At 64.1% G+C, this 16,061-nt stretch carries 11 protein-coding genes, 2 tRNA genes and 1 pseudogene; 5 read left to right on the forward strand and 9 right to left on the reverse strand.

The window, feature by feature from the left end; all coding sequences use genetic code 11:
• The first annotated feature begins 477 nt into the window (after window positions 1-477).
• Window positions 478-2,454 (forward strand): AAA family ATPase, encoded by a 1,977-nt coding sequence (locus tag AC1DYX_RS16855; protein WP_477260814.1) that lies wholly within the window; start codon window positions 478-480, stop codon window positions 2,452-2,454.
• Window positions 2,455-2,680: 226 nt separating this feature from the next.
• Here AC1DYX_RS16855 and AC1DYX_RS16860 read toward each other — a convergent pair whose 3' ends face one another.
• On the reverse strand, window positions 2,681-4,372 hold the full coding sequence (locus AC1DYX_RS16860) for a cation:proton antiporter domain-containing protein (RefSeq protein WP_477260816.1): 1,692 nt from the start codon (window positions 4,370-4,372) through the stop codon (window positions 2,681-2,683).
• A gap of 351 nt (window positions 4,373-4,723) precedes the next feature.
• On the opposite strand from AC1DYX_RS16860, the gene AC1DYX_RS16865 reads away from it, so the two are divergent.
• Together AC1DYX_RS16865 and AC1DYX_RS16870 are read left to right on the forward strand one after the other, a co-directional pair.
• Window positions 4,724-6,028, forward strand: a complete 1,305-nt coding sequence (locus AC1DYX_RS16865) for a DUF445 domain-containing protein (RefSeq protein WP_477260818.1) — start codon at window positions 4,724-4,726, stop codon at window positions 6,026-6,028.
• 14 nt (window positions 6,029-6,042) lie between these two features.
• Window positions 6,043-6,369 carry a putative signal transducing protein gene (locus AC1DYX_RS16870; protein WP_477260820.1) on the forward strand — a complete coding sequence of 109 codons (327 nt, stop codon included), beginning with the start codon at window positions 6,043-6,045 and terminating at the stop codon, window positions 6,367-6,369.
• Window positions 6,370-6,371: 2 nt separating this feature from the next.
• Here AC1DYX_RS16870 and AC1DYX_RS16875 read toward each other — a convergent pair whose 3' ends face one another.
• The 8 genes from AC1DYX_RS16875 to AC1DYX_RS16910 all read right to left on the reverse strand — a co-directional run bounded on the left by AC1DYX_RS16875 (window position 6,372) and on the right by AC1DYX_RS16910 (window position 14,450).
• Window positions 6,372-8,000, reverse strand: coding sequence for a hypothetical protein (locus AC1DYX_RS16875; protein ID WP_477260822.1), 1,629 nt, complete (start codon window positions 7,998-8,000; stop codon window positions 6,372-6,374).
• Window positions 8,001-8,164: 164 nt separating this feature from the next.
• Window positions 8,165-8,241: transfer RNA gene (locus AC1DYX_RS16880), tRNA-Met, on the reverse strand.
• A 72-nt stretch (window positions 8,242-8,313) separates the two neighbouring features.
• Window positions 8,314-8,390, reverse strand: a tRNA-Met gene (locus AC1DYX_RS16885).
• A gap of 85 nt (window positions 8,391-8,475) precedes the next feature.
• Window positions 8,476-9,675 carry an RNA-guided endonuclease InsQ/TnpB family protein gene (locus AC1DYX_RS16890; RefSeq protein WP_477260824.1) on the reverse strand — a complete coding sequence of 400 codons (1,200 nt, stop codon included), beginning with the start codon at window positions 9,673-9,675 and terminating at the stop codon, window positions 8,476-8,478.
• A 145-nt stretch (window positions 9,676-9,820) separates the two neighbouring features.
• Window positions 9,821-10,774 (reverse strand): tRNA (adenosine(37)-N6)-dimethylallyltransferase MiaA, encoded by a 954-nt coding sequence (miaA, locus tag AC1DYX_RS16895; RefSeq protein WP_477260826.1) that lies wholly within the window; start codon window positions 10,772-10,774, stop codon window positions 9,821-9,823.
• Window positions 10,775-10,787: 13 nt separating this feature from the next.
• Entirely contained in the window at window positions 10,788-12,758 is a 1,971-nt protein-coding gene (gene mutL, locus AC1DYX_RS16900; protein WP_477260828.1) for a DNA mismatch repair endonuclease MutL, read from the reverse strand.
• Between the two features lie 245 nt (window positions 12,759-13,003).
• Complete coding sequence (locus AC1DYX_RS16905; protein ID WP_477260830.1) at window positions 13,004-13,510, reverse strand: cupin domain-containing protein; 507 nt, start codon at window positions 13,508-13,510, stop codon at window positions 13,004-13,006.
• A 16-nt stretch (window positions 13,511-13,526) separates the two neighbouring features.
• Window positions 13,527-14,450, reverse strand: a complete 924-nt coding sequence (locus AC1DYX_RS16910; protein WP_477260832.1) for a peptidylprolyl isomerase — start codon at window positions 14,448-14,450, stop codon at window positions 13,527-13,529.
• A gap of 179 nt (window positions 14,451-14,629) precedes the next feature.
• On the opposite strand from AC1DYX_RS16910, the gene AC1DYX_RS16915 reads away from it, so the two are divergent.
• Complete coding sequence (locus tag AC1DYX_RS16915; protein ID WP_477260834.1) at window positions 14,630-15,274, forward strand: VTT domain-containing protein; 645 nt, start codon at window positions 14,630-14,632, stop codon at window positions 15,272-15,274.
• A 144-nt stretch (window positions 15,275-15,418) separates the two neighbouring features.
• Window positions 15,419-16,061 (forward strand): annotated as a pseudogene (locus tag AC1DYX_RS16920) (carbonic anhydrase family protein); the annotation flags it as partial.

The raw sequence follows: 16,061 nt of genomic DNA on the forward strand, positions 1-16,061 counted from the left end.
ATCAGGGCCAGCCCGACCAGCATCGTGGCCAATACTTCCGGTTCCGGAAGTTCGATGCGCTATGCATTGCGCCCGGAACGTGCTGTCAAAGCACGATAAACAGATGGCAAGGTTAATTATTTGTAAATAACGCAAAAACAATGAATTGCGCGATTGAGAATTGATAAAAATTTAATCATGATGCGAATTGTTGTGATTGTTTTACGGAATATATGAGTTGGACAATGAAAACAGATATCAGTTTGACTACCCGTGTTGCGCTCCAAATTTTTTTCCACGCACGGTATACACCTGGCTTTTCTTTGCGAGTATAGTCTCCATATCCCCATTGCCTTCGGGCATCAAAACAATATCAAACGTACACGTTTGAACGCCTCGCGGTCCCCCACGCCGCCGCCTTTCGCGTCCTCTCGGCACTACGGAAGGCAATGCAAGACCCGCCGTATCACGCACCTTCGAACTTTGTAGAGTACCGATATGCCCAATTTTGCTCGAATTCAAATTGCCTTTAAGAATGTTTACGTCCGTATCCTGACTGCCGTGATGCTCGGCATTCTGACGGGCTGGGCAATCTATAAGGCTGATATCCCGCAGGATCCGTCGCCAGTCGTCTACTCGCAAAATATTTCCGAGATCACCCAGTTGGCCGCACAGAAGGACCGTCTGGATTATCTGCTCGTCGCGAAGCCGTTGTCGGATTCGCCGCGCTATATCTATAAGTTCAAGGATGAGCCGCAATTGCACGTCGTGAAGGTGCCGAGCACGTCGCACCTGTCGCTCGAGCGTGAGGTGCTGCTGAAGAATGCGATTCCCTATTCCATCGCCAAGGATGAATACCTGGCGTCGCACAAGGCCGTCCTGCAGGACGAGAACGAAGGCTTCGGCGCCGACATCCTCGACTTCCTGAAGCGCCACGCGCTCGACCTGACCGTGCTGGCCGTCATCGTGTATGCGATGAAATTCGGCATCCCGGGCATGGGCATGAGCAGCCAGATGATCACGCCGGACAAGCTGAAGGGCAGCCTGGACGACCTGATCGGCATGGAAGACATCAAGCAGGAAGTGCTGCACCTGGAAGACATGATCCGCAACCGCGAGTTGTACAAGGAACACAATATCGACAAGCCGTTCAATGTGATGCTGACGGGCCCCGCCGGTACGGGCAAGACGAAGCTCGTGGGCTACCTGGCCAAGCGCCTCGACATCCCGCTGATCCAGGCGTCCGGCTCGGCGCTGGAATCGGGCTACGTCGGCGGCGGTTCGAAGGCGCTGAACGCCCTGTACCGCAAGGCGTCGGGCAAGGGCCGCTGCATCATCTTCCTGGATGAAGCGCAGAGCCTGTTCATGCCGCGCGGCCGCAGCGAAAAGAAATGGGAAGACGATACCGCGAACACCCTGCTGGGCCTGCTGGACGGCGTCAAGAGCGACAAGGGGCAAGGCGTGATCTGGGTCGTTGCGTCGAACTTCGACGATGCGTCGACGGAAATGGACGAAGCCATGCTGCGTCGTTTCTCCGTGAAGATCAACTTCCGCCTGCCGAACAAGGGCGAGCGCAAGGAACTGCTGCGCAGCTTCCTGTCCCGCAAGAAAGAAGGCCTCGTGGACTGGAACGACCTCGACCTGGACCAGGTTGCGGAAATCACCCAGAACCTGAGCCCGGCATTGCTGGAAACCGTGGTCGAGCGCGCGTCGATGATCTCGATCCAGGAAAAGGCGATCATCAACACGGACCTGCTGTTCCGCGCCTACGAGCGCGCCACGATCGGCCTGACGGACCGTGCCACGACGGCCGAGAAGCACAAGCAGCGCGAGCGCATCGCCGTGCACGAACTGGGTCACTTCTTCATGCAGATCGACCCGTACCTGCGAGACGGCATGAGCCTGGCCGAGGTCAAGGAAAAGTCGCATCTGCTGAAGATCAGCACGGAAGCCGTGTCGAAGATCGGTGCGTTGGGTTATGTGCTGCAGTCCGGTGACGACATGTCGCTGCGCACGCTGGAAGAGCTGGAGCGCGACGTGATCGGCCTGTACGGCGGCGTGGCGGCGGAAGAACTGTTCTACGGCGCGCGCGGCATCTCGGTGGGCAGCCAGAACGACATCGAGAAGATCACGAAGATGCTGAACCTGATGGTCGGCCGCCTGTCGATGTATTCGCGCGCCAAGATCGACTACAGCCAGTTGCAGAACGATGCGTCCGGCGAGCACACGCTGCGCCAGGTCGAGGAGAAATCGGATGAGCTGTACAACTACACGCTGAATTCGATCCGCGACTACAAGGACGTGATCGTGTCGATCAAGGACACGCTGCTCGACCAGTACGTGCTGTCGAAGGACGCCGTGTTCGAGCTGCTCGAACAGCATCTTGACGCGTTGATGGCCGGCCTTAACAGGGCAAATGCGGCCCCGCGCCACGCCAGCCTGAAGCTGTGCGCCGAGGAAGCGGCCGTGGCCTGAGGCGCGACGTAGAAGGATTGGTGGTTGTTTGATGGTCTTGAGGTAGCACTCAAGTTGAGACGGCGGACAGCGATGTCCGCCGTTTTTTTAAGAGCGATTTGAACGCATCAAATGCATCGTTGCAGCGGTAGGGTGGGCACCCCTGTGCCCACGCGTAACGCTTGCATCACCGTTGGCATCGCGTGGGCACGGGGTGCCCACCCTACGATCRTGTCGGGCCAGGAGGTCAGTGCGCCTGCGCGACCGCTAACCCGTCCAGCACGTGGCGCGTCATGCTGCGCGCCAGTTCGTGTTCGCCGACGAGGACCGTGCCGCCCGTCTCTGCGCGCAGCAGGCTCGCTTCTTCCTCGTTGTGCGTACGCACGACGCAGCGGATGGCCGGATTCAGCGCTTTGGCCGTCTCGACCATGGCGCGCACGTGGAACGTGTCCGGCGTCGCGATCACGAGCATGGCGGCGCGTGCGATATGCGCCTGGATCAGCACCGCCGGCTCCGCCGCATTGCCCGCCACGGCCGGCTGGTCGTGCCGGCGCAGCTCCTCGACGATGTCGCGGTTCTGCTCGGCGACGACATAGTGCACGCCCTGGCGGTCGAGTTCTTGCGCGATGCGCTTGCCCACGCGGCCGTAGCCGACCAGCACGACCTGGCCCGTCAGGCGCTCGTGGGTGACCGTCATCGGCAACTCGGCCAGCGGGTCCGGCGAGCGTGCCATCTTGCGCGCACGGTCGGACTTCGACAGCACCCAGTTCTGCAGTGGGCCGACCAGCTTGAACGTCAGCGGATTGACGGCGATCGAGATGATGGCGCCGGCGAGGATCAGGTTCTGGCCCATCTCGGGCAACAGGCCGAGCGAGATGCCCAGGGCGGCCAGGATGAACGAGAACTCGCCGATCTGCGCGAGGCTCGCGGACACCGTGATCGCCGTGTTGAGCGGATAACGCAGCGCCAGCACGAGAATGAAGGCTGCGAGCGACTTGCCGACCAGGATGATGGCGACGACGCCCAGCACCTCCAGCGGGCTCTCGAGCAGCACGCGCGGATCGAACAGCATGCCGACGGAAACGAAGAACAGCACGGAGAACGCGTCGCGCAGCGGCAGCGTCTCTTCCGCCGCGCGGTGGCTCAGTTCCGACTCGCGCAACACCATGCCGGCGAAGAAGGCGCCCAGCGCGAACGATACGCCGAACAGGTGCGACGAGCCATAGGCGATGCCGACCGCCGCCGCGATCACGGCCAGCGTGAACAGTTCGCGCGAACCGGTCTTGGCCACGCGCCACAGGAACCACGGGAAGATCTTGCGACCCACGAGCAGCATGAAGGCGATGAAGGCGCCCACCTGCAGCAGCGTCTTGCCGAGCGAGAACCACAGCGAACCACCTTCGCCCTTGCCACCCAGCGGCCCGGCGAGTGCCGGCAGCAGCACGAGCACGAGCACCGTCACGAGGTCTTCCACGACGAGCCAGCCGACGGCGATGCGGCCGTTGAAGGAATCGAGCTCGCCGCGGTCTTCCAGCGCGCGCAGCAGCACCACCGTGCTCGCCACCGACAGCGCGAGGCCGAACACGAGGCCGGCCCCGAGATTCCAGCCCCACACATGCGTGAGGCCGATGCCGAGCAGCGTGGCCACCGCGATCTGCAGCACGGCGCCCGGCAGGGCGATGCCTTTCACTTCGAGCAGGTCGTCCAGCGAAAAATGCAGGCCGACGCCGAACATCAGCAGCATCACGCCGATTTCGGCCAGCTGCGACGCCAGGTGCACGTCGGCGACGAAGCCGGGCGTGGCAGGTCCGATGAGGACGCCGGCAGCGAGATAGCCGACCAGGGCCGGCAGGTGCAGGCGCACGGCGAGCATGCCGAACAGCAGGCCGAGACCGAGGGCGGCGGCGATCGTGGTGATCAGGCTGATGTCGTGGTGCATCCGGACTCCTTTGGCTTGAAACGAGGTAGGGCGGGCACTCCGTGCCCACGCGGACGGCGTCGATACGCATGCGTTCGCGTGGGCGGAGGGCCGCCCACCCTACGGAACCGGTCCAGTATAAGCGACACGACAAATGACGGACGTCAGGGTACGGTAGCCAGGTTCAGCAACGCCTTGCGCACCGCCGCCCGCACGGTCATGAACTGCTCGCGCCGCGACTCCCGGTCCAGGCGGAGCATTCAGCCCGCGGATCAGGTTGTAGACCGCGCCCGCGCTCGACATGGACGAGGCGCCGCGCCACTCGCACAATGCGGCGCGACAATATCGTCAAGGCTGGGCTACGATGGCGGCATGGAAACCATGCCCGCATTGTCCACCGCGAAGGAACTCGAACTGCGCCGTTCCAAGCGCCTGGCGCTGGCCTTTTTCGTCGGCGCCGCGGTGCTGTTCGTCGTGGCGCTGGCTTTGTCGGCACGCTGGCCCGGCAACTGGTGGATCGGCCTGCTGAAGGCATTCGCCGAAGCAGCGATGGTCGGCGCGCTGGCGGACTGGTTCGCCGTCGTGGCGCTGTTCAGGCGCGTTCCGATCCCGGTCGTGTCGCGCCACACGGAGATCATCCCCGCCAACAAGGAGCGCATCGCGGACAACCTTGCCGCCTTCGTGCACGAAAAATTCCTCGACACGGAGTCCATCGTGCGCCTGATCCAGCGCCACGATCCGGCGCAGAAGGTGGCCGACTGGCTGACGCGGCCGGAGAATACGGAGCGGCTGGGCGACACCCTCGTGCGCGTGGCCGGCTTCGCACTCGACGTCGTCGAGGACGCGGCCGTGCAGAATTTCATTCGGCGTGCCGTGCATGGCGCGATCGGCGGTGTGGACCTGTCGCAGACGGCGGGCTCGATCCTGGAAGGCCTCACGCGCGACGGCCGGCACCAGCAGATCCTCGACGAGGGCATCGCCCAGCTGGCCAACCTGCTGGCGAACCCGGAGACACAGGACTTCATCGCGCGGGGCATCGTCGACTGGCTGCGCGACGAGTACGCGTTCATGGAAAAGATGCTGCCGTCGGAACTCATCGGCCGCAAGGGCGCGGACATCTCCGTGCGGCTCGCGGCCGGCATCCTCAAGCGCGTCAGCGAGGATCCGGACCACCCGTTGCGCCGCCGCTTCGACGTCTTCACGCACGACTTCATCGAGCGGCTGAAGACCGACCCGGCCTTCATCGCGAAAGGCGAGGACATCAAGCGCCACCTGATCGGCGACGCCACCGTGAACGGCTACATCGGCTCGCTGTGGGGCGACCTGAAGGGCTGGATCAAGGCCGACCTGCACAACGAGGATTCCGTGCTGCGCCGGCGCATCGTCGCGACCGGCGCATGGGTCGGCAGGACGCTCGCGGAGGACGCCGTGCTGCGTGCCGCGCTGAACGAGAACCTGGAACTGGCCGCGCGCGGCGCCGCGCCCGAGTTCGCGGGCTTCCTGACACGCCACATCGCCGACACCGTCAAGCACTGGGACAGCGGCGAGATGTCGCACCAGGTCGAGATCAACATCGGCAAGGACCTGCAGTACATCCGGATCAACGGTACCATCGTGGGTGGAATGATCGGCGTCGTGCTGTACCTGCTGTCGGCGTTGCCGGGCTGGCTGGGATAGAACAGAGGATCGTCATGCACATATCGAGCGACATGCTGAACGCAGCGCTGACCGGCGCCCCCGAACTGGCGCGCCTGCCGGGCCGCGACCTGGTCGAGGTCGCGCGCTACCTGGTCCCGCTGGAGGCGAACCTCGTGCAGGGCTGTCTCGTCGCCTCCGGCATCCCGGCCGTGCTGGCCGATGCACACCTCGTGCAGACCGACATGCTGCTGGCGCCGGCGCTCGGCGGGGTGCGCATTCTCGTGCCGCAGGATTATCTGCAGCCGGCGCAGGCCGTGCTGGAAGCATTCGCGCGCGGGGAGTTTGCGCTCGGGGAGGATGTGGACGTCGGTGGAGAGTGAGCCTATTTCAGCAGCGCCAGCGCGCGCACTTCGTCGACGGTGTACGTGTGGAAGGACAGTTTGACGGAGGCGTCGCACGGCACCGTCACGCTGGTTCCGTCGCGCAGGTCGAGCTGCGTATTGCCGCGGGCGTGGCAGGCCTCGATCGACGCCTTGACGGCACCCGAGTCCTCGAACAGCGGCAGGCCCTCGGCCTTGATCACCACCATGCCGGCGCGCAGTGTATTGCACTTGGGGCCGTCGGCGATGCGCGCGCCCGCGTCTTCGTGGTAGATGCTGATGGCGCCGCCGCAATCGGCCTGCATCAGCTGGGCGACATGCTGGCCCGCCAGTACTTTCGTCTGGGCCGGACTCCATGTGTCGGCCACGCGCAGCAGGGCACCCGGCTGGCGCGCGTAATCCAGCAGCACGGCATCGAGCGGTTCGTTGCCCGCCAGACGCGGCAGCCAGCGCGGCCGGCAGTCCTTGTCGCCGCCGCATTCGATGTCCTGGGCGAAGTCGGTACGCTCGCCCAGCTTTGCCTTGCGGTTGTAGTCGCGCAGGCGCAGCAGCGGGCTGTCCGGCCCGGAGGCAGACAGGCCGATGGCGTAGAATGCCAGGCCACAATAGTAGGGATTCTTGTCCCAGTTGCGTTTGCGCATATCTTTCCAGGACCCGCCTTCCGCAGCCTGGACGCAGCTATTGACGGCCCGTTCCAGCTCAGCCTTCAGCGCGGCGCGGTCGAGCCAGCCCTGATGGGCAGTCGTCGCGACACGCATGAATTCGGCACCGCCTTCGCTGACGGTCGTGATGTCCGGCTGCCACGCATCGTTCCAGTTCAACGGCTGCAACAGGTGGCCTACCTCATGGGGAATGAACTCATGCACGTAGGCTTCCTGTTGCGGGCCGGGCACCGGCGTGACGGCCAGGCGCATCACMGTGCGGTTGGCCACGTCGCCGCGATAGCCCTGCGACATCGGTGACACCACGATGAATGGTACGGAAAACGGCACGCCGGGCTGGTCGTGCGCGAGCTGGCGCGCGGATCCGGCGACAGTGGCGTCCATGAGTTGCAATGACCCGGGCGTGAAACGCGCGTCGGCGAGCACGCGCCGTCCTTCCATACTGCGGAACGGCTCCCCGGTCAGCACGACCGGCATGTAGTCCGCAACCAGACCTGCCGCATGCGTGCCGCGCTCCGCCGACATGACGCCATCCACCACGACCGTGCCGCCGGGCGCCTCGAATGTCCAGTCGACGGCGCCACAGGCATCCGTCACGGCATAGGCGCTCGTGTGCACGAACAGGCCTTTTTCGACGGGATATGCCCATGGGTAGATGCGGTCCAGGTTGCGCGTGGAGGCGGGCACGCGCAGGCGCACCGCCGTGCACGTCGCCTTCTTGCGGACGATACGCCCGTCTTCGAGCGCCGTGCAGTCGTCGGCTGCTTGCCAGTCGCTGCGCAATTGGGAGAGCAGGTCCGACGGCATCTCGTGGTTGCGGAATTCCAGCGCCGTGCACGTGGCCGGAATCTCGTAGCTGACTTCCACGGCGGACGGATCGCGCATCGTGACGGTGGCCTTGACCGGCGCGGCGGCTTGGGCGAGGATCGGCGCGCAGGCCAGCAGCAGGGTGGGCAAAGGGATCTTCACGGCGTCTCCGGATGGTAAGTACGACATGCTATCTCAATAATATTGCCTGTAAGTACTATTCGCGCGGATAGGTTACGCGTCTCCATCCTGCGCCGCCAGGGTGACGAGGCGAACGGATAAATGAAAAAGCCGCCGGCTCTCGCGAACCGGCGGCTTTTTGGATCTGGTGGTGATAGGTGGACTTGAACCACCGACCCTAGCATTATGAATGCTATGCTCTAACCAACTGAGCTATATCACCGGTAAAACTTGCAACTCTCATTAAAACAAAATGGCTCAGCTTTCAATGCCAAGCCATTTCGCTTGAATCCTGTGGTGGTGATAGGTGGACTTGAACCACCGACCCTAGCATTATGAATGCTATGCTCTAACCAACTGAGCTATATCACCAGAACGTGGTACATTATGCCGTTTGGCTCCGGAAGTGTCAAGGCTACCGTTCTTCCAAACTTACGCAAGGCTAGCCGTAGCAGAGCTAACCGTAGCTAACTTTGCAGTTGGATTCCTGCTTCGCCGGGGCCGGCTTCGCCCCGCGCTCGCGCGCAGGGCTAGCACCTTCCACTCCACARGCCGATGCGGCAGAACTTACCGCCATGTTCTTTAAATTGATCGCCGCGTTCACATCGCGGTCGTTCGACGCCCCACATCCCGGACAGGTCCAGCGGCGGACATGGAGGTCGAGCGCTTCCAGCCGATATCCGCAGCATGAGCACAACTTGCTGCTCGGGTACCACCGGTCTACCAGCACGACTTGGTCGCCACGCCAGGCCGCCTTGTACTCGAGCTGGCGGCGCAGCTTATAGAAACCCATATCGGCGATGGCTCGCGCCAAGTGCCGATTGGCCAGCATGCCCTTGACGTTGAGGTCCTCGATGCCGATCGTGTGAAAGCGGCGCGTGATGCTATTGCTCAGTTGGTGCAGGCTATTGCAGCGAATGTTGGCGATCCGCTCGTACAGCTTCGCCAGTTTCAGCTTCGCCTTGGCGCGGTTGCGTGACCCATTGATTTTGCGCGACACGGCGCGCGACAGTTGCCGCAGGCGCGCCAACAAACTGCGCAACGCCCTCGGGCCTTGAAACGTTTCGCCGGTCGACAGGGTGGCCAGCGCCGTAATGCCCAGGCCCACCCCAACCGCGCCTTGGTTATCGACAGTCGGTAAAGGTAATTCGAAGGCATCAACGATAATGCTGGCATACCAGTGGCCCGCGATGCGCCTGAGCGAGGCTGAGATAATTCGGCCCGCAAAGCGCAGCGTTTCGCACATGCGGACCCACCCCAGCTTTGGGATGCGAATATGTTTGTCCTCGACTCGGAACTCGCCATTCGTCAAGGTAAACCGGTCGTCACGCCCCTTCTTGCGAAATCTGGGATAACGCCCTCGCTTGGCGAAGAAATTCTCGAAGGCCCGTCCCAGCTGCATGATGGCCATCTGCGGGGCGTTCTTGGTGACCGCCAGCATCCAGGGAAACTGTTCGCGTTTGATGCTATTGAGACGGCGTCGTAAGGCCATCTCGGACGGCTTGGGCAGCGTCGGGTCGATCTTGCAGGCTGCGTACTGTCTCTGCCATTCGCGTAGCGCCCAGTTGTACGCGAAGCGGGCGGTGCCAGCCGCTCGCGCGAGATACGTCGCCTGTATGTTGTTCGGGGCCAGCCGGATGCGGTGCGCTGCAAACATATCGCAATCCTCAACATGATGCCGCTTGAGACGCCGTTAACCTTGGCGGCCGCGCACAATCGTAACAAGAGTTGTGCACATTGCCTGTGACCTCGCAAATCCAGCGAAGTTCCGGACAACCGGCTTGAGTCCTATACGAAACGTCTCAGGTCCGCAACGCCGCAAGATGCTCCAGCATCCGCCGCGCCGGATCCGGCCCCAGGCAATCGATCACGATCCGCTCCGGCATCGCCCGCAGCCAGGTCAGCTGGCGCTTGGCCAGCTGGCGCGTGGCGATGATGCCCGTTTCGCGCAGCTGGGTGCGGTCGATGGTGCCGTCGAGGTATTCCCACGCCTGGCGGTAACCGACGCAGCGCATCGACGGCAGGTTCGGATGCAGGTCCCCGCGCGCGCGCAGGCCTGCGACCTCGGCCACGATGCCCGTGTCGTCGCGCTTGCCCAGCATCTGGTCGAAGCGCAGCGCGATGCGCTCGTGCAGCACGGCCCGGTCGGATGGCTCAAGCGCGAACGGCACGAGCTCGAACGGCAGTTCCGGCTTGTCGCGGCGCGCCAGCAGCGCGGACATCGGCTTGCCCGCCAGTTCGTGGATCTCGAGCGCGCGGTTGATGCGCTGGGCGTCGTTCGGCGCCAGGCGGTCGGCCGTGACGGGGTCCACTTCGCGCAGCTTCGCGTGCATGCCGGGCCAGCCGATGCGCGCGGCTTCCTCGTCGATGCGTGCGCGCACGGCGGCATCGGCCGTGGGCAGGTCGTCCAGGCCGTCGTTCAGCCCTTTGAAATACATCATCGTGCCACCGACGAGCAGCGGCAGCCGGCCGCGTGCCTGGATCTCGGCCACGAGCCGGATCGCGTCGTCGCGGAACTGGGCGACGGAATAGGCGTCGAGCGGGTCGATGATGTCGATGAGATGATGCGGCGCGCTCGCCAGTTCCTCGGCCGACGGCTTTGCGGTACCGATGTCCATGCCGCGGTAGACGAGGGCGGAGTCGACCGAGATGATCTCGACCGGCAGTTCCCTGGCGATGGCGAGCGCCGCCGCCGTCTTGCCGGACGCGGTCGGGCCCATGATGGCCACGGCCAGCGGTTTATGGTGCGATGTCATGCTTGCTAAGACTTTATTGGCCGCGCAGGAACAGCTTGTCGAGGGCGGAAATCTCTAATTGCACCCACGTGGGGCGGCCATGGTTGCACTGGTCGGCGCGTTCCGTTGCTTCCATCTGGCGCAGCAGGGCGTTCATCTCGGGCAGCGTGAGGATGCGGTTGGCGCGCACGGCAGTATGGCAGGCGAGGGTGCCGAGCAGTTCGTTGCGGCGCTCGATCAGCACGCGCGAGCCGCCGAATTCGCGCACGTCGCGCAGCACGTCGCGTGCGAGCGTCTGCGCGTCGGCGTTTTTCAGCAACGTGGGCACGGCGCGCACGGCCAGGGTCGTCGGCGAGACCGCGGCGATGTCGAAGCCGAGCGTTTTCAGCGTCTCCTGTTCTTCCTGCGCGGTGCCGACCTCGATGGCGTCGGCGAAGAACGTCACGGGGATCAGCATCTGCTGCACCTGCATCTGCTCGCCGCTGGCCTGCGCGTCGAGCGCGGTCTTCAACTGCTCGTACAGGATGCGCTCGTGCGCGGCATGCATGTCGACGAGGACGAGACCCTTGCGGTTCTGCGCCAGCACGTAGATGCCGTGCAGCTGGGCCAGCGCGAAGCCGAGTGGATAGTCGTCATCCGAGGCGGGCTTCGACGTGTCCGGCAGCGGGGCTTCCTGCACGCCCGGCGGTTGCGCCGTTTTCGGTTCGCCGGTGAACAGCGCGCCATAGCTTTCCGTGCGCTGCGGGACGCCGGCGCCYGTCGGCGCATCCCAGCGGCTGCCGGGCGCGAACGGCGAGGGCGAGAACGTCGACGAGGGGCGCGCGCCGCCGCCGCCGCCCGTTCCTGACGCGGGCCTGGACGCCCACGCGGGCGAYGCCAGCTGCGACCCGAACGACGTCTGCTCGTGCGGACGGCGCCAGGCCGGCGTGCTGTCGATCGACGTGGACGATGGCGTGATCTCGGCCGCGCTGACGGGCGCCGGCGTGTCGCCATGCGCCGTTGCCGACGTCCTGGCCAGTGCGCGCTGCACGGCGTGGAACACGAACTGGTGGACGGCGCGGCTGTCGCGGAAGCGCACTTCGATCTTCGACGGGTGCACGTTCACGTCGACCATCGCCGGGTCGAGTTCGAGCGCCAGCACGTACGACGGGAAGCGGTCGCCGTGCAGCACGTCCTCGTACGCGGCCTTGACCGCGTGGACGAGCAGCTTGTCGCGCACGAAGCGGCCGTTGACATAGAAATACTGGCTGTCGGCGCGCGCCTTCGATGCCGTCGGCAGGCCGACGTAGCCGTGCAGGCGCAGCGGGCCGGCGCTTTCGTCGAGTTGCAGGCGGGCTTCGGCGAAGTCGCCACCGAGGATCTGCGCGCTGCGCCTGGCCGATTCGCTGACGTTCCAGTGGTCGATCGTGCGGCCGTTGTGCGACAGGCTGAACGACACGTCCGGCCGCGCCAGCGCGATGCGGCGCACGACCTCGGCGCAATGGCCGTATTCCGTCTGTTCGGATTTCAGGAACTTGCGGCGCGCCGGCGTGTTGAAATACAAATCCTGTACGTCGATCGTCGTGCCGAACGGACCGGACGACGGCGACACGGTGCCCTGGTGCGAGCCGACGATTTCCCACGCGTGCGCCGCGCCCGCCGTGCGCGACGTGATCTTGACGGCCGCGACGGACGCGATCGACGCCAGTGCCTCGCCCCGGAAACCGAGTGTGTTCACGTTCTCGAGGTCGGTCAGCGAGGCGATCTTCGACGTCGCGTGGCGGGCCAGCGCGAGCGGCATTTCCTCGGGCGGGATGCCGCGGCCGTTGTCGCTGATGGCGATGCGCTTGACGCCGCCTTCCTCGAGCCGGACCGTGACCTGCGTGGCGCCCGCGTCGAGCGCGTTTTCCAACAGCTCCTTCACCACGGCCGACGGCCGCTCGACGACCTCGCCGGCGGCGATCTGCGAGATGAGCTGGTCGGGAAGCTGCTGGATGGGACGGTGGGTGGGGGCCGGAGCATTCATCTAGAGATTATAGCCCGGCACCCACGAGACGAACCGAACCCCCTGAAAATTCGGGGTCAGAGCACATTTTCGCCTGAATTCGGGGTCAGAGCACTTTTTATGGCGATAGTATCAGGGCACGGATCGATGTTGGCGGCAGAGTGATGGAATGCGCGACGATGCCTACATCGTCGCGCGTGATGCGCTACCAAAAAATCGCTCTGACCCCGAATTTTCTTGAAAATGTGCTCTGACCCCGAATTGGGTTAATTGCCTTCCCAGTAGTCGAGCGACTGGTCAGCACGCCCGATGAAGGCGAAGCGCTCACCCGAGCCGGGGCGCTCGGCCAGGATGCCGAACTTGCCGGAATCCGGATAGTCCACAAGCTCCGGCGACTCCTTGGTGCTGACGGCTAGGTAGCGCAATTCTTCGGTGCCCGTGTTCACGATCTGGTGCGCGACGTCCTTGCCGCCCGGCGGGCAGGCGATGATGTCGCCCGTGCGGATCGGATGGACGGCGTCGCCCAGGCGCAGTTCGCCGCTCCCTTGCAGGATGAAGAACATTTCTTCATTGACATGATGGTTATGCGCGGGGAAGGCGCGCTTGCCCGGCGGCACTGCCGTGATGTTGTAGCCGAGCTTGCGGGCGCCGATGCGCGTGCCGATGAAGCCCATCCTGGCGTCGTACTTTTCGGCTGCCTCGCCCTTGGGCGACATCCCGGGTGGACGCGGTTCCAGCGTGACGTCGGCGATGTTGATGATCGGCTTGTCCATGGTTTCCTCCTGAAGGTTAGGGCAGTTCCCGCACCGGAACCGGCGCGGCGCACAGGTCGAGATGGTCGGCCGCGACCTTGGTCCACGGGCCGCCGCGGTTGCGCTGGGCGTCCAGCACCGCCTGGTAGGTCGCGCTGTCGGTGCGCATCACCTCGAAGCGGCTGCGCTGGCTTGCCGGGACGTCGGCCGCCACCTTGACCGAGGTGATCGGTACGTTCATCTCCGGCTTGTCATAGAAACCCATCGGTGCCGGGCCACGCGGCAGGGCGGCCAGTTGCGGCATGCCGGAGATCACGCGGCCCACCACCGTGATGTTGCGGTCGAGATGGCGTGCCGGGCCGATCACGGCGTACAGCGCCGTGCCGCCGCCGCTGTCGGCGTCGTTGTCGCGGCCCACGCCGACCATCCCATAGCAGTGCGCCAGCCAGGTTTCGCCCGTCTTCGGATCGCGCCCGACGGGGAAGCCGTTCGAATGGCCGACCTGGGGCGCGTAGCCGTCGACGTCCGGCAGGCGCGTGAATGGCGTGTCTTTGCTGATCGGCACGGTGAACTCGGCCTTCAGGGTCTTGTGCGCCGACTTGACGGGGCGGGCCTTGTCGTTGTCCTCGTTCGGGTCGCCCCATTGCACGACCCAGTTGTCCTGCACACGCACGATGGCCAGGCCGTCGAAATAGTGTTCGCGCACGAGCGCCTTGATGTTGTTGACGTGGTTCGGCGCGAAGGCCGGCGCCAGTTCGATGACGACGCGCCCGAACGGCATCTCCATGTACAGCGTGTTGTCGGGGTCGAGCGGACGCCAGTCGGCCGGCTTAGCCGCCTTGACGATGTCGGCGACGCTGGGTTTCGGTGGCAATTCCTTGCCGGCGGCAGCGGCATGCGCCGCGAAGAGAGCACAGGTGGCGCCGAGGATGATGCGCCGGAGGGGCAGGCAGGCCTTCAATTCATCTCCTTGGCCGCTTGTGGCGGGCTTGGGTTTGGTGAGGATGAGATGATTGTAATCCGGGAAATAAGGGAAATGGAACGCGTTGCGGAACTGGAAAATTCGCAGCCGGGATGATCAGGATGCCATTTTTACGGTCGGACTGATGGTATGATTCGGCGCTACCGTTTAGGAAAATTATGGATCTGATGCAATTCATCGACATGATCCTCCATGTCGATAAAACCCTGGGCACACTGCTGGCGCAATACGGGGTTTATGTTTATGCCGTGCTGTTCGCCATCGTGTTCTGCGAAACCGGCCTCGTAGTTCTGTTTTTCTTCCCCGGTGACACCCTGCTGTTCATCGCCGGCGCCTTCTGCGCCACCGGCGAGATGAGTTATCCGTTGTTGACGCTTCTATTGATCGTCGCGGCGGTGACGGGCAATACCCTCAACTATTACATCGGCGGGGCGATCGGCCATCGCGTCTTCACGCACGACTACCGCTGGCTGAACAAGGACGCGCTGCAGCGCACCCACGAATTCTTCGAACGCCACGGCGGCAAGACCATCGTCCTTGCCCGCTTCGTGCCCGTCGTGCGCACGTTCGCGCCGTTCGTCGCGGGTGTCTCGGACATGACCCATGCCCGTTTTCAGATGTACAACGTCACCGGCGCTGCGCTGTGGGTGGTCACTCTGGTGACTGGCGGTTACTTTTTCGGCAATATTCCCGTGATCCGCGATCACCTGACGATCATCGTGCTGGTCGGTGTCGGCGCGGCGGTCGTGCCGCTGGCGCTGGGTGGCCTGTACAAGTTCAGCCGGCGCATGATCAGCCGCTGACGGCCTGTCTTCATATCACCAGCGCGCCGCAGGACGGCGCGCTGTGCGTTTACGGCTATCTTAATGCAGGGAATTATTCCCTAGACTCAAGTTTACTGTCGGTCACGCCGATAATGCAGGGGAGAGCAATACTACTGGATTCCCATGCGTAACCTGATCGCCATGTTCGCTTGCAGCTGCGTCGTCCTGGGCGCAGGCGCCGCGAACGATCCTGCCGCCGCGGCGGCGGCCAAACTGGCGGCTTCCGTGTCGAGGCCGGCATCGGCCATGGTGCCGTCGAAGAAGGACGAGCCCACGTCGAAGAAGGACGAGCCCGCGCCGAAGACGGCCGAGCCCGCGCCGAAGAAGGCGGAGCCCGTCGTCGATAAATCGTCGGCCAGTGAAGAAGATGCCGAAGTCGAACTGTCGGCCAAGATCGCCCAGCGCCTGGCCGCGCTGCGCGAGCGCCAGCAGGCCCGTGCGACGGTCGCCGCGCGCGCGAAAAAACTTGCGGATGCGAAACGCCGGCAGGACGAGCAGGCCGCCGCCGCCGCGGCTGCCATCGCCGCCGCGCCGAAGCATGGCACCGTGTGGTCGTATGAGGGGGAGCTGGGACCGGCGAACTGGTCGAAGATCAATGTCGAGTGGGCAAAGTGCGGCGCGGGCAATCGCCAGTCGCCGGTCGATCTGCGCGACGGCATCAAGGTCAACCTCGAACAGATCAGCTTCGATTACCACCCGTCCTCGTTCAGCGAGGTCAATAATGGCCACACGATCGAGGTGACGGTCGGCAGCGGCAATTTCATCA

It is taken from the genome of Massilia sp. P2_C2 (assembly GCF_056404615.1).